19 protein-coding genes are annotated in these 21124 nt (G+C 52.0%); 5 read left to right on the top strand and 14 right to left on the bottom strand.

The window, feature by feature from the left end:
• On the top strand, window positions 1–2129 hold a 2129-nt coding region (locus BW941_RS06915), incomplete at its 5' end, for a Tn3 family transposase (RefSeq protein WP_436286951.1).
• A 292-nt stretch (window positions 2130–2421) separates the two neighbouring features.
• Window positions 2422–3651, top strand: a complete 1230-nt coding sequence (locus BW941_RS06910; RefSeq protein WP_076514864.1) for a tyrosine-type recombinase/integrase — start codon at window positions 2422–2424, stop codon at window positions 3649–3651.
• Between the two features lie 79 nt (window positions 3652–3730).
• Here the strand turns inward: BW941_RS06910 and phbB are convergent, their stop codons facing one another.
• On the bottom strand, window positions 3731–4477 hold the full coding sequence (phbB, locus tag BW941_RS06905) for an acetoacetyl-CoA reductase (protein WP_076514863.1): 747 nt from the start codon (window positions 4475–4477) through the stop codon (window positions 3731–3733).
• A gap of 239 nt (window positions 4478–4716) precedes the next feature.
• Between phbB and thiI the strand changes: the two genes are divergently transcribed.
• Complete coding sequence (thiI, locus tag BW941_RS06900) at window positions 4717–6225, top strand: tRNA uracil 4-sulfurtransferase ThiI (protein WP_076514862.1); 1509 nt, start codon at window positions 4717–4719, stop codon at window positions 6223–6225.
• On the top strand, window positions 6218–7030 hold the full coding sequence (gene xthA / locus BW941_RS06895) for an exodeoxyribonuclease III (RefSeq protein WP_076514861.1): 813 nt from the start codon (window positions 6218–6220) through the stop codon (window positions 7028–7030). The genes thiI and xthA overlap by 8 nt, the downstream gene beginning before the upstream one ends.
• Window positions 7031–7066: 36 nt before the next feature.
• Here xthA and BW941_RS06890 read toward each other — a convergent pair whose 3' ends face one another.
• Genes BW941_RS06890 through BW941_RS06860 form a run of 7 tightly spaced genes read right to left on the bottom strand, consistent with a single transcriptional unit; the run spans window position 7067 to window position 14801 of the window.
• Window positions 7067–8275: a hypothetical protein gene (locus BW941_RS06890; protein WP_076514860.1), complete on the bottom strand. Its 1209-nt coding sequence runs from the start codon at window positions 8273–8275 to the stop codon at window positions 7067–7069.
• The gene (locus BW941_RS06885; RefSeq protein WP_084188721.1) at window positions 8272–8892 is read right to left on the bottom strand and encodes an energy transducer TonB; all 621 of its coding nucleotides are present in this window, start codon (window positions 8890–8892) and stop codon (window positions 8272–8274) included. The genes BW941_RS06890 and BW941_RS06885 overlap by 4 nt, the downstream gene beginning before the upstream one ends.
• The gene (locus BW941_RS06880; protein ID WP_068435030.1) at window positions 8889–9290 is read right to left on the bottom strand and encodes an ExbD/TolR family protein; all 402 of its coding nucleotides are present in this window, start codon (window positions 9288–9290) and stop codon (window positions 8889–8891) included. Before BW941_RS06880 ends, BW941_RS06885 begins: the two co-directional genes overlap by 4 nt.
• Entirely contained in the window at window positions 9290–9805 is a 516-nt protein-coding gene (locus BW941_RS06875) for a MotA/TolQ/ExbB proton channel family protein (RefSeq protein WP_076514858.1), read from the bottom strand. The genes BW941_RS06880 and BW941_RS06875 overlap by 1 nt, the downstream gene beginning before the upstream one ends.
• On the bottom strand, window positions 9802–11121 hold the full coding sequence (locus BW941_RS06870; protein ID WP_076514857.1) for a MotA/TolQ/ExbB proton channel family protein: 1320 nt from the start codon (window positions 11119–11121) through the stop codon (window positions 9802–9804). The genes BW941_RS06875 and BW941_RS06870 overlap by 4 nt, the downstream gene beginning before the upstream one ends.
• A complete protein-coding gene (locus BW941_RS06865) occupies window positions 11121–11891 on the bottom strand; it encodes a DUF3450 domain-containing protein (RefSeq protein ID WP_076514856.1) in 771 nt (256 codons plus the stop codon). The genes BW941_RS06870 and BW941_RS06865 overlap by 1 nt, the downstream gene beginning before the upstream one ends.
• Complete coding sequence (locus tag BW941_RS06860; protein ID WP_076514855.1) at window positions 11892–14801, bottom strand: insulinase family protein; 2910 nt, start codon at window positions 14799–14801, stop codon at window positions 11892–11894.
• A 60-nt stretch (window positions 14802–14861) separates the two neighbouring features.
• On the opposite strand from BW941_RS06860, the gene BW941_RS06855 reads away from it, so the two are divergent.
• On the top strand, window positions 14862–16001 hold the full coding sequence (locus BW941_RS06855) for an aminotransferase class V-fold PLP-dependent enzyme (protein ID WP_076514854.1): 1140 nt from the start codon (window positions 14862–14864) through the stop codon (window positions 15999–16001).
• 15 nt (window positions 16002–16016) lie between these two features.
• On the opposite strand, the gene BW941_RS06850 is transcribed toward BW941_RS06855, so the two are convergent.
• Genes BW941_RS06850 through fabF form a run of 6 tightly spaced genes read right to left on the bottom strand, consistent with a single transcriptional unit; the run spans window position 16017 to window position 21111 of the window.
• Window positions 16017–16361 (bottom strand): PilZ domain-containing protein, encoded by a 345-nt coding sequence (locus tag BW941_RS06850; protein WP_068438521.1) that lies wholly within the window; start codon window positions 16359–16361, stop codon window positions 16017–16019.
• Window positions 16358–17356, bottom strand: a complete 999-nt coding sequence (locus BW941_RS06845; protein WP_076514853.1) for a DNA polymerase III subunit delta' — start codon at window positions 17354–17356, stop codon at window positions 16358–16360. Before BW941_RS06845 ends, BW941_RS06850 begins: the two co-directional genes overlap by 4 nt.
• Window positions 17356–18024: a dTMP kinase gene (gene tmk, locus BW941_RS06840; protein ID WP_076514852.1), complete on the bottom strand. Its 669-nt coding sequence runs from the start codon at window positions 18022–18024 to the stop codon at window positions 17356–17358. Before tmk ends, BW941_RS06845 begins: the two co-directional genes overlap by 1 nt.
• Window positions 18024–19076 carry an endolytic transglycosylase MltG gene (gene mltG / locus BW941_RS06835; RefSeq protein WP_084188719.1) on the bottom strand — a complete coding sequence of 351 codons (1053 nt, stop codon included), beginning with the start codon at window positions 19074–19076 and terminating at the stop codon, window positions 18024–18026. The genes tmk and mltG overlap by 1 nt, the downstream gene beginning before the upstream one ends.
• Complete coding sequence (gene pabC, locus BW941_RS06830) at window positions 19073–19873, bottom strand: aminodeoxychorismate lyase (protein WP_076514851.1); 801 nt, start codon at window positions 19871–19873, stop codon at window positions 19073–19075. Before pabC ends, mltG begins: the two co-directional genes overlap by 4 nt.
• Window positions 19870–21111: a beta-ketoacyl-ACP synthase II gene (fabF, locus tag BW941_RS06825; protein ID WP_076514850.1), complete on the bottom strand. Its 1242-nt coding sequence runs from the start codon at window positions 21109–21111 to the stop codon at window positions 19870–19872. The genes pabC and fabF overlap by 4 nt, the downstream gene beginning before the upstream one ends.
• Window positions 21112–21124: the final 13 nt, after the last annotated feature.

Genomic DNA, 21124 nt, shown 5'->3' with positions numbered 1-21124 from the left:
GGGTGAACTACTACGGTGCCAAGCTGCAGCGCCAGTTTATTGGCAATCGACGCCTTTATCTGTTGTGTTATTTGCAAACCCGCTGGGTGCAAGCACTGGAAAGCATTGCCGATGGTTTTGTTCATCACGTTCGACAGATAAAACAAAAAGCAAAGGTCTACGCACAGGAAGGGAGTTACCTGGACTGGCAAATCGCCGCCACAGACGTCAGCAAGGCAGCGGAAGTTCTTCACCTGTTCATTGATGATCGCATCGATCAAGAGCAACCCTTTGGGGCTGTAAAGCAGCAGGCGCTGAAGCTGATTGCGGCTAAAGAACTGGAATCTGTATGCCTGTTCCTGAACAAACAAAAGCGCTCTGTTGAGGAAGCTATGTGGCAGTATTATGACCAGAGAGATAACTTAAGGGAAGGATTGCTTCGACAGCTGTTTCTTTGCCTTCGCTTTGAAGGCAGTGAGAGTACTCTCTGCCTAGCAGCGGCACTGGGTCAAGCCCAGCTTGATCTCTCAGCACAAAGAATCATCTCAGAGGAAAATATAAACAGCCGGCTGCCATTCAAGAAACAATCATCGTTTTTGCAGGACGAAGATGGAAATTTTAATCCGAGTCGCTACGAGTGGTACCTGTATCTGCAGATCCCCGACCGGTTGAATGGCCAGCTGACCTTGCCGAATGTCATTAAATACCGGGCCTTGGATTCTGATCTGGTGAATCGGGAACGTTGGCGAAAGGATAAGGCTAAGTTGCTGAAGCAAACTCAGCTGCCCAAGTTGGTCGCCGAACCGAACGAGCTGATTGAACAAATGTCAGGGGATCTGGAGATCCGTTTGCATGACGTCGGTGAATATCTAGAACAAGACGATAACCGAAATATTATCCTACGTAGCCCCAAGGGCAAGCGCCTATGGCGGTTACCGACGGCAAGTAAAAAGCACTTGGTCAACAACCCTTTCTTCCAGCAAATACCGACGACGGGCGTTGCCGACGTGTTGCGTATGGTGGATCGCGATACCCAGTTCATTGACTGCTTTGAACATGTGCTGGGCTCGCAGCCCAAGAGCAGGGTCCACGAATATGACCTATTGGCGATTCTGGTGGGAAATGCAACTAACCAAGGGATCTACGGTATGGCACAAGTCTCCGTTCGCACCTATGACCAGCTCAGCACCATTCAGGCAAACTATCTGCGACTCGAAACCCTGAATGCAGCCAACGACAACATCAAGAACGCAACGGCAAAGCTGCCCATCTTCAAGCATTACAACATCCAAGACGATGTTATCCACGCCAGTGTCGATGGCCAAAAGTTCGAGTCCCGGCGAGAGACCTTCAAAACGCGCTATTCATCGAAGTACTTTGGCACTCAGAAAGGCGTCTCGGCCATGAGTTTAATTGCCAACCTTGCCGCCATTAATGCCCGGGTGATCGGCGCGAATGAACACGAATCCCACTACATCTTTGACTTGTTGATGAATAACAGTTCGGAGATCATTCCGGACGTACTCTCAACGGATACCCACGGAGTTAATCATGTCAACTTCGCTCTGCTGGACCTATTTGGATACAGTTTTGCGCCGCGTTACGCACAGGTTGGTCGCGTCATTAATGAGATGTTCGATGTAAAACAAGACAAGGATCAGAGAATCCAGCTACGTCTCAAAAAAGCCATCAACACCAAACGTATCATGCAGCACTGGGATACTATCCAGCGAATCGCAGTGTTGCTCAAAGAACGAAAGACCACACAAGCCACGTTGGTTCGAAAACTCTCCGGTTACAAGAAAAACCAGCCCTTGCTGGGGGCCCTGACCGAGTACGATCGCCTGCTAAAAGCAAATTACCTGCTGAACTACATCGATGATGTAAGTCTGCGTAACTTCGTTCAGCGAGCCCTGAATCGTGGAGAGGCCTATCACCAGCTGCGTCGAGCAGTCAGTAACGTCAATGGGGATCAGTTCCGGGGCAGCTCTGATGAAGAAATCCAACTATGGAACGAATGTGCGCGCTTGGTCACCAACGCCATCATCTACTTTAATTCAAGCACACTCAGCCAGCTACTCACGAGCTTCGAATATCACGGCGACAACAAGCGGGTACAGATTATCGAGCAGGCCTCACCAGAGGTCTAGTATAACATCAACTTAAAGGGTATCTATACCTTCGAATTGAGTGAAAAGCTACCAGATCTGGAGGAGCTGATGCGCTCAATCGAAGGGTATTTACCGGTTCGGTAAAGTAATACCCCCTGGAAGCCCAGAAATGGCCTGGGCTCCAAAGAGTTATGTCCGTTTACGAGGGAAAATCCCCAGTACCCCTAAGAGCGCCTGATCTGCCAGTGCAATTCAGGCCTTGCTACTTCCGATAATTTGAAGCACAGTTAAATCCACGAACCTTCACACCACCAAACCTTATGACGACAATATGAAGACTGAGTATCAGACGCCGACACCACTCATCGACCAGCTCGACGAGATCAGCAACCCTTTGTCGTATGCACGGAGAACTCTGTCTACTTACGGAGCCAGCCCATCGGATGCCTTTGATGATCTCGTTCATACAATCACCTTCTTGCAGGCATATAACGGATCAACAGCAACCTTTAATAGTTATCGGCGCGAAACAGAGCGCCTGCTTCAATGGTGCTGGACGATTCAGAAGAAATCGCTCGGCGAACTCACCCGACAGGACCTTGAGGCGTACGTCCACTTTTGCCAGAACCCGCCTAAGGCGTGGACTGGATCTGTTCAGGCCCCACGGTTTCTTTCAAAAAACGGAGAACGCACGATCAACCCCAAATGGCGCCCGTTCGTCAGCAAACCAGACAAGCTCGGCAACATCCCCTCGATGGCTCTGTCGCAGAAATCACTTCAGTCGCTCTTTGCAGTTCTGTCTACCTACTTCAACTTCCTGATCCAGGAAGACTACCTGAAGCTCAATCCCGTCAGCCTGATTCGCCAGAAGAGTAAGTTTCTGCAGCGTCACGCGTATCAGGAGCCTGTCAGAAGGCTCTCGAATCTGCAGTGGGACTTCATATTAGAAACGGTTGAGCAGCTCGCTGAAACCAACCCAGCTGAACACGAGAGAACTCTTTTTGTTATGAAATGCCTGTTCGGCATGTACCTCAGGATCTCGGAGCTCGTCGCTGACGAGCGCTCCGCGCCTGTCATGGGTGATTTTCAACAAGACCAGGACGGCAACTGGTGGCTGAGAGTAGTTGGTAAGGGAAACAAGGCGCGAATGGTTACCGTATCAGATGACATGATGTCCGCCCTGCGCAGGTACCGGACACATCTCACCCTACCTCCAACACCGTATGTTGGCGAGCTGACACCATTACTTCCCAAGCTCAGAGGACGCGGCCCAGTTACAAGCACCCGTCAGGTGCGTTATCTGGTTCAGAAATGTTTCGACCTGGCCTACGAACGCATGTCAGAACAAGGGCTAAAGGAGGAAGCGCAGGAGCTGAAGGTCTCCACGGTTCACTGGCTGCGACACACCGGCATCTCGGAAGATGTTAAATTCCGGCCCAAAGAGCACGTGCGTGAAGATGCAGGTCATGCCAGCATGGCAACTACGGATCGCTATATCGACACTGAGATGCGTGAACGCCATGCAAGCGCCCGTCACAAAAAACTTAAGCCCGAGCTGTAGCTGTGAGCGCGGCAAAGGTGGTTGATCAGGCAACAAGTTTGAAGGGCGACCGGCGCCCTTCAATGATTTTCAAGACCGGTCAGTGCATGTACTGACCACCATTCGCAGACACATTCGTCCCGGTAATGAAGCTGGCATCCTCATGCGCAAGGAAACTCACCACACGAGCAATATCTTCTGGTTTGCCGAAGCGACCGACCGGAATATTCTTACGAATGCCCTCACGGATTTCTTCAGGCACTTCCATAATCATTGGCGTGGCGATGTACCCTGGCGAAATAGTATTAACGGTCACCCCTTTGCTCGCGACCTCCTGAGCAACAGCCTTAGTGAAACCATGCATACCTGCTTTAGCCGCTGAATAGTTAGCCTGACCGAACTGCCCTTTTTCACCATTAACTGAACTGATATTGATAATGCGCCCATAGCCGTTCGCGAGCATGTCATTCACTACCATGCGCGTCATATAGAAAACAGAAGTCAGGTCGGTATTAATAACATCAACCCACTGCTCCTGATTCATTTTCCGCAAAGTAGAGTCGCGGGTAATACCGCCGTTATTTACCAGGACATCAATCGTGCCGAAGTCGCGTTTAATCCCTTCAATACACGCTTCACATGATTCCCACTCGGTAATATTGCCGAAAGCGACTGGTATATCGTACCCCTCTGCCGCCATCTGCTCTTGCCATTTCTGGGCCTTTTCATGCTTGCCGCCCGAGTAATAGCCTGCAATCACCTGATAGCCATCATCCACAAGCTTCTTGCAGATGGCTGATCCAATGCCACCTGTACCACCAGTAACGAGTGCAATACGCTTTGCCATTTCCTACTCCTTCAGTTCACTTAGTGCTGGAAACAAGTTTATCTTTCACTACTGAAACTAGTGTTACCCTGCTGCTTTGTGAACCTGGATGGCTGAAATAGTCACGAGCTACGGCGGGTTGATATGGCAATGTGGCCACTGTCATCGCAGTGTAAATACTTATGGCCTGCACAGACCCATTATGACTCTGAACAGCGCTCCGCTATAATGCCGCGTTTTGCATCCACGCCCGGTCTGTCATGAAGTTTGTTGTAAAGCTATTCCCTGAAATTACGATCAAGTCCAAATCTGCCAGAAAACAGATGACCAAGATTCTTCGTCAGAATCTACAGGTTCTGTTTCGTCAACATATGCTGTCTGCGGATGTTCAGAATAAGTGGGATAGCCTGTTGATTATCATGAACCAGGAAGACGATGTATCTCGACGCAAGGCCATCGATATTCTGAGTCATACTCCAGGAATCGGTTTTTCACTTGAGATTGGTGAATACGAGTTCACTACCCTCGACGACGCCTACCAAAAAGTCAGGGATGAATATCGCGAGCGAGTTGCTGGCAAAAGCTTCTGTGTACGAATCAAGCGTGCGGGGCACCACGACTTTACATCGCATCAGGCTGAGATCTACATGGGTGGCGGCATTTTAAAAGAAACAGATGCTGCCTCGGTCTCACTTAAGAATCCAGAAGTCGTGGTCAATGCTGAGATACGCAACGACCGGGTTCAGGTGGTGCGCCAGCAGATCAAAGGCCTTGGCGGGTATCCTTTGGGTAGTCAGGGCGATGTTCTTTCTCTGATATCGGGCGGCTTCGACTCGACGGTAGCCAGTTACCTGATGACCCGACGCGGGCTGAAAACTCATTTTTGCTTCTTCAACCTGGGCGGCAGCGCTCACGAAATCGGCGTCAAACAAGTCGCTCACTATCTGTGGAGCACGTACGGCGAGTCCCATAAGGTTAAATTTGTGACAGTGCCTTTCGAAGAAGTCGTGACCGAGATTCTGACTAAAGTGGAGACGAGTCAGATGGGCGTCGTATTGAAACGAATGATGTTCCGTGCAGCTTCGCGCGTTGCTGATGACCTTCGTCTCCCTGCCCTCGTCACGGGTGAAGCAGTAGCCCAGGTGGCGTCGCAGACGATCACCAACCTCGCGGTCATCGACCGGGTAACTGATCACATGGTACTGCGCCCTCTGGCGGCCATGGATAAGCAGGAGATTATCAATACCGCCCGGCGTATCGGTACAGAGGCATTCGCAGCCAATATGCCAGAATACTGCGGTGTAATCTCGGTCAACCCGACAACGATGGGCGACCGCAAGCGTGTCGAAGAAACAGAACTGGATTTCGACATGGCCGTACTGGAAGATGCCCTGAGCCGCTCTGTCACGCAGCGCATCGACGAGGTAATCACAGAGGCGGAAAGTGGCCTGGAAGATGTACCTATTGTTGAAACACCTAAGCTGAACGACGTCATTATTGATATCCGTCACCCGGCCGAGTCAGCAGACAACCCACTTGAGCTGACGAATAACCGCGTACTTGAAATACCTTTTTACGAACTGGAATCGCGGCGCGCAGAGTTCGATGAAGCACACCGATACCTGCTCTATTGCCAGAAGGGCACCATGAGTCGCATTCACGCCCATCACCTTAATATCGACAGCAAGATCGCGTTCGGAATTTTCAACGAGCCCGACATCCGACGCCCACTCGCTGATGCACAACAGAAGGAGCCTACCAATGCCTAAGGTCGTGAGTTTTAACATCAACGCGGTTCGCGCACGCCCACATCAACTCGAAGCCATCCGCGATCAGCTAGCGCCCGACATCATTGGCTTACAGGAAACGAAAGTACACGACGAGCAGTTTCCAATCGATGTTGTTCAGGAAATCGGTTATCACGTTGAATTCTTTGGTCAGAAGAGTCATTACGGCGTTGCCCTCCTCAGCCTCAATGCTCCGGAGTCCGTTCAGAAAGGCTGGCCATGGGACGACGACGAAGCTCAGAAACGATTGATTCATGCGGCATACCGCATCGACGGCGAACTCTGGCACGTGATTAATGGCTACTTCCCACAGGGCGAAAGCATCCATCACGAAACAAAGTTTCCGGCAAAACGTAAGTTCTATGCAGATCTGATGCGCTACCTGAATGAAAATTTCACGACCAGCGATAATGTCCTGATTATGGGTGACATGAATATCTCACCTGAAGACACTGATATCGGTATTGGCGAGCCTAACCGTAAGCGCTGGCTGAAGTCCGGCAAGTGCAGCTTTCAGCCTGAAGAGCGGGAGTGGTACGAGACGTTGCTTAGCTGGGGCGTTCGGGACGCGCATCGCAAGATCCACCCGACTGATCACAACACTTTCAGCTGGTTCGATTATCGCTCAAAGGGATTCGATGACGAGCCAAAGCGCGGCCTGAGAATTGATCATATCCTGGTAACACCATCTCTCTATGAACGCTGCATCGATGCGGGTGTGTCTTACGACATACGGGGCACAGAAAAGCCATCGGATCACGCCCCTATCTGGGCTACGTTCGCATAGTTTTCTGCGAATAGGTGCTGAGATTAAGGTAGTAACCTACCTTAATCCCGCCTTTTGCAGATCCGATAAATATGTCAGCCATTGAGAGGCAATCACCGCACTGTCGGACTTTTCACTAGCTCTCTGAAACCACTCCCTTGCACTCGCTGTGTCACGATCATTCAGAGAGCACTGAGCTACAGAGATCATCGTTAAGCCTTCAAGCTTCCGGACATGCGACCTGGACAATTCCTGAACCAGATCGCAATTGCCATCCATCATTGCCAATTGAATGGCCTCATTAACAGATGACGAATCGTTTGAAACCATAGTTTCAGCTGCTAGAGCAAGATCCCGGGCTTGCCTCTGGTAAGCACTCAACAGACGGCGCTCATCGTCCAGGTTTTCTTCTTCAGAATTGCCCTCGACTGAACTCAATTCTGAAATCCGTTGTTCGAGGTTGCGCGCAGCCCTAGCCGGCATATCCTGCGCAGCCTGCAGCTGAATCATCAGCAGCTCTTCACTACTCCCTGCAATCAGACCTCGCTGATGGGCGATCTCCAGAGTAGCCAACTGCTGAGCCTGTTTTTCCTGAAACTGCTGTGCTGCTGCCAGCTGAACCCAGTAATTCCTTTTATCAGGTGCACGCTCGACGAGCCGCTTCATGGTAACTTCTGCTGCCGCGAAATCACTGATCTGGAATTCAGCCGCAGCTCGCATTGCCAGCCAGTTCTCGGGAATGGATGTCGCGTACGCTTCGGCCTGAACCAGCCAAGGCAGAGAATCCTTCCAGCGTTCCTGTGTCTGATAGGAGATGGCGACGATGACATAGGCCTGCGCTGCGTGCTTCAGACCTTCACCGGCTGGAGCTTCAAGCGCAGGCACCAGTACTTCACGCGCTTTCTCTGGCTGACTGTCGATCAGGTACAGTTGGGCAATTGCAGCTGCGAGTGCAGACCGCCTGGTGCCCTCCAGCACCTCTAAGGATAACGCTCGCTCATAAGATTTAAGTGTATCTTCAGTCTGATCAAGGAGCTGATAAACCTGGCCACGAAGCTGAAGAATCAGGACTAGCCCCAGACCCGGATCCCAATCATCGACAGCATCCTGAGTTTCTGTCAGCGCCTCCTGATACGACTCTTCTGCAACCAACTCCTGGGCTTTTTCAAGCAAACGGTACTGCCTTTCAGACAAAGTCGAGGCCTGAACAGTCAGCCCCGAACAGAACAGGCACACGGCAAACAGAATATAAATAAAGCGGCTCATTGCAGTGAAAACTCCAGCATCTGGGTCGCAGTTTGTGTCACCGCTTCTCCGTTAACCATTTTGGGCGAGAAACGATAACGATACATGGCTCTCATAGCTTCTCTTTCAAAAACACCCTGAGGTTCAGCCTGAATAATTTCTACATCACTCACAGTACCGTCCGGCCTGATCGTCAGTCTCGCTGTCACGCTGCCTTCAATGTTCCTCATTTTAGCTCTGGCCGGATAAACCGCGGGCGGTCGAACAAGAGGCGCGACCTCTGCGTCGGCAACCGATACACCATCCAGCAAGCCTGATGACGACACAAGATCGCCGACACTCAGATCAGTACTGAGCGGACTCAGGCTCAATGCCGGTGCGGTCACAGGCGCAGGTGTCTGATCCTGAGTATTCGACTGCGGAGTCACCGGCGCTTCAGGCGGTGGTGGCGGCTTTTTACGCGAGCGCGTTTCGGAGGCCGAATCCTGACGCCGACTTGAGAAGTCGACCAGAACAGGCTCTTCACGATTCAGCGAAAAATCATCTGGCGGCGCGACCATGGCGGCCATACCCAGAAACAGGAGTACCGCGACAGATACGCCGCCGAAAGCAGCGATCAGAGGTTTAATCGACATCATTCTGTTGCTGCTACCGAGATATCCGTAACGCCAGCGAGACGCACCTGATCCATCACTTTTACGAGTATGCCTGTCGGCGCGAACTCATCTGCCTGTATAACAACTGCGCCTTCAGGGCTCTCTGCTTTGAGGCGCTCTGTGTTGGCGCGCACAGCGCGGAGATCGACAGAGCGTTTATCGATCCAGATTTCACCGTTCGCACGAATCGCAATAAGGATGTTACTGCCCTGTTTGCTTTCAGCGGTACTGGCAGTCGGACGGCTCACCGTAACGCCGCTTTCTTTCACGAAAGAGGTGGTCACGATGAAAAAGATCAGCATGATAAATACGATATCCAACATCGGAGTAATGTCGATATCACCTTCCTGCCCTTCTGAGGCAACGTGTCTGCGAGCCATCAGGCCAACTCCTCACTCAACGGCAGTCGATCTGCCAGTTCTTGCTGGCTACGCTCAGCTAATCGCTGGAAACGACTACGGAAATACAAACCAGATAACGCAACGACCAGTCCAGCCATGGTTGGCAGCGTCGCCTGAGCTATCCCTGAGGCCATCGCCCGCGCGTTACCCGTGCCCGTAGCGGAAAGGACATCAAACACCTGAATCATGCCGGTAACAGTTCCCAACAGACCAAGCAGCGGGCAGATCGCGATCAGGGTGCCGAGCAATGGCATGGTGCGGGTGGCTTCAAGATAAAAACGCCCAATCCAGGCCTTGCGGATATAACGCGCATTCCGGCTCGTCCGATCCGAACGTGTGCGCCAGTCCCCTGAGATTTTCTCGAAGAATCGCTTGCGTTCTATGTAGAAGAACCAGAGTCGCAGACAGATCAACGCCCAGAGAAACACCGCGGTCAGTAGCACGGCATAAAGGACGGGGCCGCCACGCTCAAAAAAATCCGTTAGCCAGATCATTTGCGCGACGACTCCTGCGCTTCAGCAATAATGCCTGCTGACTGCTCATCAAGGATATGCACCAGTTCGCGACTACGTGAGGCTACCCAGCTATGAAGCAGCAGCAGCGGAACAGCAACAACCAGACCCAGCACCGTCGTAATCAGCGCTTGCGAGATACCTGCAGCCATCAATTTTGCATCACCTGAACCAAACGCTGTGATCGCCTGGAAAGTCGCAATCATGCCAGTAACGGTACCAAGCAGCCCCATAAGAGGCGCAATACCAGCAAGCAACTTAATGATCGACTGACCGCGTTCAATTGCGGGTAGCTCACGCAAAACAGCCTCATCAAGCCTTGCTTCGAGCAGTTCAGCATCAGTGCGGTCACCGAGAGATGCAATCATTACGCGCCCCAGGGCGTTATCATCTTTCGCGGCCAGCTTGTCGCTGAGCTGACGGCGCATACCCGCGCTGATCTGCAGGAGTGCAAACAGGCGCCATAGGGCAATCAGCAGACCAATAACACCGAGAGCAATAATGATGTAGCCAATCGTGCCTCCCTGTTGGATTCGTTCAACGATAGAGGGAGTGGCTGCCTCGATATTCAGGAGAGCACCACGGGAAGGGTCAATACCGACAAGCGCGACGCCACTGCTGCCCAACCAGCCATTTAACAGTGATGCCTCACCGGGTTGGCGATATGGTGGTCGCAAGGCGCCCAGTTGCTCATCTGCAATCAGGTATTGGCCGCCATTACTGGTTCCAACGACTGTAAACGCACCTATGCGTACCGATTGCTCGTCTGCTGTAGATCCATCCGCCTGAACGACGGGTGCTGAGATTTGAGCAACTTCGCTGCTCAGAGAAGCTTCCTGACGCAAGGTCTGCCAGAGTGCCTTAATTTTGCCAAGATCAGGCAAGGCTTTTGACTCCGCCAGCGCATCAAGGTCTGCGGGCGTGTCGGTTCCGTCAATGCGGGTAATACTGCTTGAGGTGACCGTTCTCAAGTCACCGGCAACCTGGCGCACCACACCAAACATTTCACCAAGACTACCGGTGCGAATACGCAGAGCTTCGGTTTTCTCCGTCAGAATTTCTTCATTATCAGAGAATTGTTCACGCAGCTCTTCTGCTCGCTTCTCTTCAGCAGCCAGCGAGGCACGGGCTTGCTCAAGGGCCTGTTCCTGAGCACTAAGATCCTGCTTGAAGGCTGCCAGGCGAGCTGAGTCGAAATTACGCTCGTATTTACTGAACTGCTCTGCACTTTCGATAAGTGTATTGGCAAACGCAATCTGGGCCATGCAAGCAAAGATGAGGGTCGTAATAAATCTCATTACTCACCCCCTTTTAAACTGGTTATATCTGAACTTGAATTTTCTGGTGTGGACATAGGCACTACGATCAACTGAGGAGCGACACTTTGTTCCGCAACACGGGAAGCGCGTTCAAGAGGCTGGGCCAGGTCATCAGAAAGCGACCGCCACGCGCCGTCTACCCACATCCAGGACTCGCCTGCATCAAGCGAACGACGATAGAGAGCAACGTTGCCTATTCTCAGGTAGTCGAAAGCTCTGCCGTCTTCATTCTCGCGATAACGCTCTAATGTGCGGCCATAATCAACTTCAATCTGGAGCGCTTCGAGCACTCGTCTGAATTTCTCAGAAACAGTGACATCAGCCCGACCAAGAGACGCTTTCAGCTTGGCTAAACGTACCGCTCGTTCTTCTTTGAGAAATGGAAGGCCTGTATTAATGTCGGCTTCGAGTTGTGACAGCATCAGCTGCATTAGCGGCAGAATACCCTGCTCGGTATCGTTGATATCCTCAATCTGCTGATCAAGGCTTAATTTCTCTTCTTCCTGATTAGCGATGATAGCTTCCATCTGACTATTGTAGAGCGCCAGCTGTTCTGCTCGGGCGAGAAGCTGCCGGGTCTCTTCGAGCTTATCCCGGGTCGAATCATCCAGTGCGTTAATCTTTCGCTGTACCGCTGCACTGTTTTCGTCTGTTTTCAGCACCATTTTAGACGCCGAGTCTGTATCGGCGCCTACCGCCAGCGGGAACATCAATATGCTCGCCGCCAGTGGTAACGTAAATCGGTTCACTCAGTACTCTCCTATTGTCAGTCCGAGTTTGCTTGCTATGTCTGCAGTTCCTCGCGGTGCAACGACAGCTTTATAACCATCCTGACCGACCAGATACTTTTCTGTCACTTGCAGAATATCTGTCCAGGCAACCTTTAACAGGCGATCCCGGAACAGCTGCCTGACAGCTTGTGTACGTCCAGATTTGTCCATATGAAAAGCTTGCTTGGCTTCGCCCGCTGGCGAACCCGGTCGATCAAGGCTGCCAATGATCCCCAACACTGACTGTTCAATAAGATCGTCGCCATTGGTACGCCCTGATACCCAGGTCAGTGATTTCGCGAAGTCATCAAAACTACCTTCGGTACGAGGATCGCGATAGGTGAAGAATTTGAAGCACCCTAATGAAGAATCCTGCGACGCGCCTGCGCCATAAGCTCCCCCCTTCTCCCGTATCGCGGTATGAAGGTAACCGTTACGAAGTACACCTCCAAGAACGGCGAGTGCTGCTGCATCAGGGTGGTCGAGCGTTACGGTTGGAATAGCCCAGGCGCAGAAGTTAACCTGCGAGTCGACCATCCAGTAGCTGGCCACTGTAAACAGATCCCAATCAATGCAATCTTTTCGATAATGATTCGCATTATCCCAGTCTTTGCAGGCTGCTGCAATATGCGCTGCAGCATTTTGTTCATCATGCACCAGAAGAAGTGAATCTGGACCTTTACTGATCAGCGAATTGATATCTTTGAGGGCCTCAGAAACGAAGCCTGCGCCATCCCCAGACAGGCGTTCCGTCCTTTCTTTCAGACGCTTAGCCTGCGGAAGCCCTCCGAGCATATTCATCAGGTCAGCCGTGCGATTAATCGGCGCGGCAGCAGCAGACATAGCAAGAGCATGACCACTGCCCGTTATGCCTTGCTCTTTACGAGCACGAGCCTGATTTAACAGATCTTTCAGGCGACCCTCTTCGCTGAAGTCTGCACTTTTCCAGGTCTCACGGAGCATGTCGGAGAAAGGCTCCGCGCGATTTCCCAATGCCTTACCTGTCATCACCAGGTAACCCGAGAGATGATTGCAGTCTTCGACATCGCCTTTTACTGACGCGTATGACGTCAGAGAACCCAACACCTCTGTCTGGCGTTGCTGCTGAGTCAGGTACGAATTCCCGCCTGCTCCGACCTCTGTCCATGCCTGAGTATAGAAAGGTAACCAGGTCATTTGCTCACCGGTCATTGGAGGCAGATTAAGCATTGCCTGCTGATAGATAATTCCATTTGTGCCGGTGACATACTCTGTAGTCTCGATGTGACCAGATCGCTCAGCGGTAGGCGCAACGTATGTCAGCTCAGGGCGGATATCCTCAAGGCCGACTTTCGGCAGAATGTCGGGGTCATCTTCCTGCGCCTGCCTGGTTTCCAGTGCCTCTGCCTTATCCTTCAATGCCTGGATATCGGCATCTGACATGTTCGCACGTGCACTCTCCAGGCGAGCTTTTTCTTTGTCCGCCTTTTCGGCATTCAAGGTACTGGAAGGCTTAAGGGTATAGCGGACACGGTGGGTATTGGTAAGCAGCAGCTGTCTGACGGCGTCTGATATGAAGTCTGGCGACGATGCCTTCGCACGTAAACGTTCGAGTGCCGGATCAAGGTTGAGTAATGCAACAGGATCACCATAGTGCGTTGCGGCAGGCAGTGCGGTCAGGATCAATTGCAACCCATAAGGGTAATGGTCCCCTCCTATCTCGCGTTGATGAAGCTCGAGCTGATGCAGAGCTGCTTCAACCATTTCGACAGGGACGCCCTCTTCGGCAACTTTCTCGAGGGTATTCAGGATCAAGGCTTCAACCGCCTCAGCGTGCTCCGGCTCACTACCCTCAAGTCCACACATGAACGACATTTCGCGGTTAGAATCTTCCAGACCGCAGAGAGGTGAAGGTGTCGTACCAAGATCACTCTCCTCAAGAGCCCGACGCAACGGAGAGGCACTGTTATCAAGCAGCACCTGACTCAGCAGGTTAGCCTCAAGCTGGGCATCGAGATCAATAGAATCACCCAACAGCCAACCAATGACGTGGTGGGTTTTTGCACTCAGGTCATCCGAGTCAACGCCGTAGAACGCTTCTTTATGTTGAGGCTCTGAAAAACGCTGTTCAGGATCAACCCGCAATTGCCTGTCCTGTTTATCAAAGCGGCTCAATGCCTGCTGATCCATCCGGGACTGAATATCTGCCACATCCATATCCCCGAATGTCATGATGATGGCGTTCGTTGGGTGGTAATGACTGCGATAGAAATCAAGCAATTCCTGGTACGACAGGTCGAGAATATTCTCCGGCTCACCGCCGCTGTTGTAATGGTAGGTCGTTGTCGGGAATAGTTCGCCACTGATCCCCTGCCAAAGCTGGGATACGGGCGATGACATGGCGCCTTTCATTTCATTGAAAACAACACCTTTGTATTCAAGTGCTGAGCCAGGGTCATCTTTATCGGCAAGTTCAATCCGGTGACCTTCCTGCGCAAAATCCAATTCATCAAGATTGGCAAAGAAGACAGCGTCGAGATAAACGTCCAGCAGATTCAGAAAGTCTTTATCATTCTGCGAAGCGAAGGGATATGCGGTCCAGTCACTACTGGTCATCGCATTCATAAAAGTATTCAGCGACCGGCGGGTCATCATAAAGAACGGATCACGGACCGGGAACTTCTCACTACCGCAAAGCGCGGTATGTTCAAGAATATGCGCCACACCGGTCGAGTCGTGAGGCATGGTTCTGACGGCCAGCAGGAAGGCTTTTTCTTCATGCTCGCTACGGATATGGTAATGCGGGGCGCCCGTCTTTATGTGTTCATAGTGCTCAATAACGATATTTAGAGAGTCGACTGGCGTAGATGATACTTTTTTAAACGAAGAGTGCTGCATAGTGTCTGACATGTCGATAGCATGATCCCTGAGAACAGCCATCATCTTAACAGCAGATAAGGACCCACTAAAATGGATCAGTTGAATTCAGCTCTGGAACAGGAGTTTCCGGTCAATGAACAATGCATGTACCTGAATCATGCTGCTGTCGCTCCGTGGCCAACATCAGCAAGTAAAGCCGTTGCCCGGTTTGCTGAAGAAAACGTCGCCAAGGGAGCCGCCGACTATCCACACTGGCTGGAGATAGAAAAACAACTCCGTTCAAATCTGGCCAGGCTTATTAATGCGCCTGTCGACTCTGTAGCCCTGGTGAAGAATACTTCCGAGGCCCTGTCGTTTGTCGCTTACGGCATCGACTGGCGTCCGGGCGATACGGTTGTTATTTCCGATGAAGAGTTCCCATCGAACTCCATTGTCTGGGAGTCCCTCAAGAATCAGGGGGTGACTGTCCGCAAGGTCTCCCTCGCAGGTGAGAACCCCGAAGCAGAACTGCTTCAGGCCATATCCGAAACACCCCGTCTGGTGTCGATCTCAGCCGTGCAGTACGCCACAGGAACCCGGGTAAATCTCGCGAAAATTGGCGAGGCCTGCAAAGCAGCAGGAGTTCTGTTCTGTGTCGATGCGATCCAGGCCGTCGGCGCCCTCATGTTTGATGTCGAAGAAATACAGTGCGACTTTGCCATGGCAGATGGTCACAAATGGCTGCTGGGCCCTGAAGGGCTAGGCTTTTTCTATGTCCGGGAAGAGCGAATGAACGATCTGTCCCTCAATGAGTATGGCTGGCACATGATCAAACAAGCCGGTGATTACAGCCAGAGCAGCTGGGAGGTCGCGGATACAGCAATGCGCTTTGAGTGCGGGAGTCCCAACCTTCTGGCTGCACATGCACTCCATGCGAGCACCAATCTTCTTCTGAACACAGGCATAGAAAACGTTGAGGCAGCCATTCTGAGCAAGGCGAATTCGTTATGTGGTCTGTTATCTGATGCTGGAGCTGAAATCATCACACCAGCTCACAGCAGAGGGCGCTCTGGAATTGTGACATTCGGGACGAACGGACGATCACCTAAAGAAGTGTGGCAAGCATTAATGAGTAAGGGGGTTATCTGCATGCACCGCGGTGGAGGCATCCGCTTTTCTCCACATTTCCACACGCCTCTCGATCGTCTGCAGCAAGCGGTCAGCATTGCTGCAGAAGAGTGTTTTTGGTAATTAAACACCCAGACACTACATAGTATGCGTCATACGGTCTGATTTAATTGCGCCAGCGAGGTAGGTTTCTATCTTGTTGCGCGCAATATCATCTTCATCATTGAACTGAACACCGACGCCTGCAACTTTATTGCCTTGTGCCCCCTTTGGGGTTACCCAAACGACTTTGCCGGCAACAGGGATCTTCTCAGGCTCATCCATCAACTTCAGCAGCATGAAAACTTCGTCTCCCAGCTGATATTGTTTGCTTGTCGGGATGAAGAGTCCACCGTTTTTAATAAACGGCATGTAGGCAGCATACAGAACTGATTTATCTTTAATGGTTAATGACAGGATGCCATTCCGACCGCCTGGGTTCATGCAGTTACTCCCGCTTTTGCTTCAGTCAACGCCTGCCACTCGAGCAACAAGGTTTCCAGGGTCAGCGTTTTGTTATGGTGGGAAGCACCCGACATCAGCTGACCGAGTATTTGTTGTAATTTTTTCTGAAAGGTTACCAGCATTTCCCGCTTCACAACATAAGCGTCCATAAGTTCTGTGACTGGCCCTGCAAACTGAAGATGTTTTGCGTCCGCACCACACGCTGCCTTCAGGACATCGCAAGACCACTGATAAAACCATTGTATAACTGTCTGGAACTCCAGCTTACTCCAGGACGAGGCAATTTTATCGAGAGGTAAAGACGACGTAGTCCATTGTTGTAATTCCGACACCCATTTTTCCTGAACCGTCGCGACACCGCTGCTCAGCCAATTCATGGCAGCGACAGGAGCACCGCCATTTCTAGCAAGTGCAATGTCGGCATCAGCTGGGCCTACACCCTGAGCCTGCAGCCAGTTTCTTGATGCATCATAGGATGGCAGAGCCAGATTAATACGCTGGCAGCGGCTGCGAATGGTAGGAAGAACAGAACCAAAGCGCTCTGTCTCAAGTAGGATAAAGCTCTCACCCGGCGGCTCTTCCAGAGTCTTGAGCAATGCGTTGGCCGCGTTTACGTTCATGACCTCCGCAGGGCGGAGAATAACGACCTGACACTGACTGATCTGAGGCGTCTGAAAAATCAGCTCATTCACTTTGCGGACATTGTCGATACGAATCTGCTTTGAGTTTTCTTCCGGCTGACAAAGCATAAAATCGGGATGACTACCCGCTGCCCAAAGCTGACAACTGTGGCACTGTCCGCACGACTCTTCCGCAGGATTCTGACACAGTAACCAACGCGCGACATTCAGAGATAACTCATGCTTACCGATGCCTGCACTGCCTGTTATCAGCAGCGCGTGTGGCAGGCCAGCAGTGCGGTGGCGACGAACAAGAGAACTCCAGGCATCCACCTGCCAGGGATAAAGAGCCATCAGGATTCCGCCTGTTGTTTTTTGTGTTCTAACTCGTCTGCAACCACTTTCAGGACTTGCTCAGTCACCTGTTCAAGCGGAGCTGTCGCATCAATGACCCGAAATCTCGGATAACGCTCGGCCAGTGCCAGGAATCCCTGCCGGACCTTTTCGAAAAACGAGATAGCTTCGGCCTCAATACGATCAGTCTCTTCTGCCAGATCCTGAGCCCGGGCTCGGGCTCGCCCCATACCAATCGCCACTGGCGCATCAAGTAGCAACGTCAGGTGTGGTTCGATACCACCCTGCGCAAGCGCTTTAAGCTGCTCGATATTATCGAGAGAAAGACCTCGCCCATAGCCTTGGTAGGCGATAGTAGAATCGGTGAAGCGGTCACACAGGACCCAGTCACCGCGCTCCAGTGCAGGCCGGATAACGGCATCGACGTGCTGAGCACGTGCTGCAAACATCAGGAGTAACTCTGTCATGTCAGACATAGGTTCTTCATGATGCGCTTTCAGGAGATCATTACGGATTCTTTCAGCGATCGGGGTTCCGCCCGGTTCGCGAGTCACGACCACAGAGATCCCCTGCGATTCGAGGTGCCTTGCAACCGCCTGAATATTGGTCGACTTACCAACACCTTCACCACCTTCAAACGTAATAAAGCGACCGGGAGTAGTTAGCATCAGTCAGTCTCCCCGCTGCTTTGCTCTGCCGTTGGCGCTGAGCGGTAGTCGCTCCGACGCGATAGCTGGTAGCGTCGCACTGCCTTATTATGCTCTTCCAGAGTGGAAGAAAAATAATGGCTACCATCCCCCCGTGCGACGAAGAAAAGTTCGGTTCCTTCGGCAGGGTTTAATGCCGCTCGAATAGCTTCTCGGCCAGCGAGCGCGATAGGCCCCGGAGGCAGTCCTTTGTTGCGATAGGTATTGTATGGATTACTGCGATCACGCAGGTGCGCTCGCGTGAGATTACCATCGAAAGACTCACCCAGGCCGTAGATGACGGTTGGGTCTGTTTCTAACCTCATATTCTTCTGTAAGCGGCGCACAAAAACACCGGCAATGACCCGGCGCTCACTGGCGACACCCGTTTCTTTCTCGATAATAGACGCCATGACCAGCGCTTCATACGGTGAGGTATAAGGCAGGTTAGCATCACGCGCCTGCCACTCCTCTTTAAGCACCCTGTTCAGTCTTTCGTGCGCCTGAGTGATGATTTCAGAGACGGGCTGGTTGCGGTGATAAACATAGGTGTCCGGGTAAAGCTGTGCTTCAGCATGAACCGTAAGACCAAGATAGTCGGATACGCGCTCGGCGGTAAGGGCTCCGAGGTCCTGTTGAAGATACTCTGCCTGACTCAACGCTTCGAGAGCGGCGGACAGTCTGCGTCCTTCAATTAAGGAGACCCGGTACGTTCTGGTCTGAGCTTCCGCCAGGTACGGCAATATCGTCAGACTGCTCAGCCCCGGGGGGATAATAAATTCACCGGCACGAACATCACGAGCTCCGCCAGTCAGTCTCGCAGCAACTTTCAGACGAAGGGCCGAGCGAAGCCATCCCTGATCTTCCCACTGCTGCGCCATGCTGTTCAGCGACTGTCCCTTCTCGATCACGACAACGACAGACGTTTGATTAAGGTTTTTCTGACTCAGCCACAAGTACCCTACGGAGCCGAGAATAAGCCCTGCTAATACAAGCAGGGCTATCATTGCGAGCATGAGTCGCTTAAGCATCATTCAAACATTTCCTGATAGGCAAGCTGCCATCGCTTTGCTTCTGGTGCCACATCCAGAGTCTGGCTATCAAAGATATGACAGGAGCGAATTCCAACAAGACTATTTGTAAAAATCAGCCCTTGAGCACTGTTAAGCTCGGGCAGGCCAAAGTTTTGTACGTTAATTTCGGGGTTAGTATCCAGCAACCAGCGCCGTACGACTCCATTAATCCCCGACGAGGTGATTTCCGGGGTTAGCCAACGGCCGTCCAGTTTAACAAAAACATTGCTCATGCACCCCTCAATCACGATCCCGCTACTATCGAGCATGATGCATTCATTCCACTCGGCATCGAAGCTGTCGCGCGCAAGTACCTGCTCAAGCCGGTTCAGGTGTTTATGTCCGGCGAGCAATGGCTGAGTCGACAACACAACATCGCTCGTACCAGCAACGTAAGGGGATGTTGAAAATTCCGGCGCATTAAAATAGCGCACCGTTACTAACGGCATGAGATCTGGACTGAATCCGTACCCTCGTAGACCAACGCCTCTCGTTACCAGTAGCTTACACGCCGTCATACCGGGCGGGTGCGCAATCGAATCAACTGCGTGTAAAACTAATTCAACCGCAGCATCACTGAAACGAAGCGCTTTCAGCCCCAGTGCCAGACGCTCAATATGCATTTGCCAGAGAGGCGCAACACCGTGACCATCAAGACGGACCGTTTCAAAGAGTCCATCACCGAACTGCTGCCCTCTGTCATCAAACTCCTGCGAATCAGACTGCCAGCCATTTCCGGCCTGATAGTTAAACTTCATTGAGATATCCGGCTAAAAATCAGCGTGGCATTAGTCCCGCCAAAGCCAAAGGAGTTGCTCATTACATGCTCCAGCGGCATATCCCTTGAACCTGGGCCGATTAAGTCGAGATCACAACCAGGGGACGCCGTCGCCAGGTTTAATGTCCCCGGAGCCTTCTGGTCACACAGAGCAAGGACTGAGATGAGAGCTTCGAGCGAACCAGCAGCACCAATCAGATGGCCAGTCATCGACTTAGTCGAGGAGATCGCGACACTGTTGGCCGCCTTACCGAAGGCGCATTTTATCGCATTGATTTCAGCGAGATCGCCCGCAAGGGTCGACGTGCCGTGAGCATTTATGTAACCGATATTGTCGGGCGTTAAGTCAGCATTGTGAAGGGCATTGGCCATCGAAAGCGCCGCTCCCTCGCCGTTCTCAGGTGGTGAAGTCACGTGATAAGCATCATCACTCATGCCAAACCCGGAGAGCTCTGCGTAGATCTTTGCACCCCTCGCCTGAGCATGCTCAAGAGACTCGAGAATAAGAACGGCAGCACCACTACTAAGAACAAACCCATCACGGTCAACGTCCCAAGGGCGACTTGCCCCCTGTGGATTATCTGTACGTGTGCTCAATGCACGAGCAGCGGCAAAGCCAGAAATCCCCAATGGCGAACACGCCATCTCAGCTCCGCCAGCGACCATCAGATCTGCATCACCGAAGGCAATGGTTCGTGCAGCGAAACCAATATTGTGTGTACCGGTGGTACATGCGGTGGCAATTGAGAAGTTAGGGCCTTTGAAGCCGTGCCGGATTGCGATGTTACCAGCGGCCATATTGACAACCGAACCAGGCACGAGGAAAGGAGATACCCGCCGCGGCCCACTTTTATTGAGCGTATCGACGTTTGTTTCTATCGTCGATATGCCGCCAATACCAGAACCCACCGCAACACCGCAGCGAACCGGGTCGTACGTCTCTCCGAGCCCTGCATCATTGAGCGCCTCATCTGCGGCGACCAGCGCGTATTGAATAAACGGGTCAAGCTTGCGCGATTCTTTTGCAGAAAGCACACCATCCGCACAAAAACCTTTAACTTCACCACCGAAATCAACGGGATAGCCTGTGGTATCAAATCCCGTTATAGGGCCTATCCCACTTTCACCTGCAAGAATCGCTTTCCAGGTATCCGGAGCATTCAAACCGCACGGATTCACCGTGCCCAGCCCTGTAATCACTACGCGTTTGGTTTTCATATTCAGTCACCCG

Source organism: Thalassolituus maritimus (genome assembly GCF_900156675.1).
GTDB classification, from domain to species: domain Bacteria; phylum Pseudomonadota; class Gammaproteobacteria; order Pseudomonadales; family Oceanobacteraceae; genus Thalassolituus; species Thalassolituus maritimus.
The sequence above is the reverse complement of the archived record's forward strand: the minus strand, read 5'-3'. Positions and strand labels throughout refer to the sequence as shown.

Bases quoted from the DNA above. Each gene is read 5' to 3' on its own strand.
- fabF (WP_076514850.1), bottom strand. From the start codon at position 21,111: ATGAAAACCAAACGCGTAGTGATTACAGGGCTGGGCACGGTGAATCCG.
- BW941_RS06890 (WP_076514860.1), bottom strand. From the start codon at position 8,275: ATGAGCCGCTTTATTTATATTCTGTTTGCCGTGTGCCTGTTCTGTTCG.
- BW941_RS06885 (WP_084188721.1), bottom strand. From the start codon at position 8,892: ATGATGTCGATTAAACCTCTGATCGCTGCTTTCGGCGGCGTATCTGTC.
- thiI (WP_076514862.1), top strand. From the start codon at position 4,717: ATGAAGTTTGTTGTAAAGCTATTCCCTGAAATTACGATCAAGTCCAAA.
- BW941_RS06860 (WP_076514855.1), bottom strand. From the start codon at position 14,801: ATGTCAGACACTATGCAGCACTCTTCGTTTAAAAAAGTATCATCTACG.
- xthA (WP_076514861.1), top strand. From the start codon at position 6,218: ATGCCTAAGGTCGTGAGTTTTAACATCAACGCGGTTCGCGCACGCCCA.
- BW941_RS06875 (WP_076514858.1), bottom strand. From the start codon at position 9,805: ATGATCTGGCTAACGGATTTTTTTGAGCGTGGCGGCCCCGTCCTTTAT.
- BW941_RS06910 (WP_076514864.1), top strand. From the start codon at position 2,422: ATGAAGACTGAGTATCAGACGCCGACACCACTCATCGACCAGCTCGAC.
- phbB (WP_076514863.1), bottom strand. From the start codon at position 4,477: ATGGCAAAGCGTATTGCACTCGTTACTGGTGGTACAGGTGGCATTGGA.
- mltG (WP_084188719.1), bottom strand. From the start codon at position 19,076: ATGATGCTTAAGCGACTCATGCTCGCAATGATAGCCCTGCTTGTATTA.
- BW941_RS06855 (WP_076514854.1), top strand. From the start codon at position 14,862: ATGGATCAGTTGAATTCAGCTCTGGAACAGGAGTTTCCGGTCAATGAA.
- BW941_RS06850 (WP_068438521.1), bottom strand. From the start codon at position 16,361: ATGAACCCAGGCGGTCGGAATGGCATCCTGTCATTAACCATTAAAGAT.
- BW941_RS06880 (WP_068435030.1), bottom strand. From the start codon at position 9,290: ATGGCTCGCAGACACGTTGCCTCAGAAGGGCAGGAAGGTGATATCGAC.
- BW941_RS06845 (WP_076514853.1), bottom strand. From the start codon at position 17,356: ATGGCTCTTTATCCCTGGCAGGTGGATGCCTGGAGTTCTCTTGTTCGT.
- BW941_RS06870 (WP_076514857.1), bottom strand. From the start codon at position 11,121: ATGAGATTTATTACGACCCTCATCTTTGCTTGCATGGCCCAGATTGCG.
- pabC (WP_076514851.1), bottom strand. From the start codon at position 19,873: ATGAAGTTTAACTATCAGGCCGGAAATGGCTGGCAGTCTGATTCGCAG.
- tmk (WP_076514852.1), bottom strand. From the start codon at position 18,024: ATGCTAACTACTCCCGGTCGCTTTATTACGTTTGAAGGTGGTGAAGGT.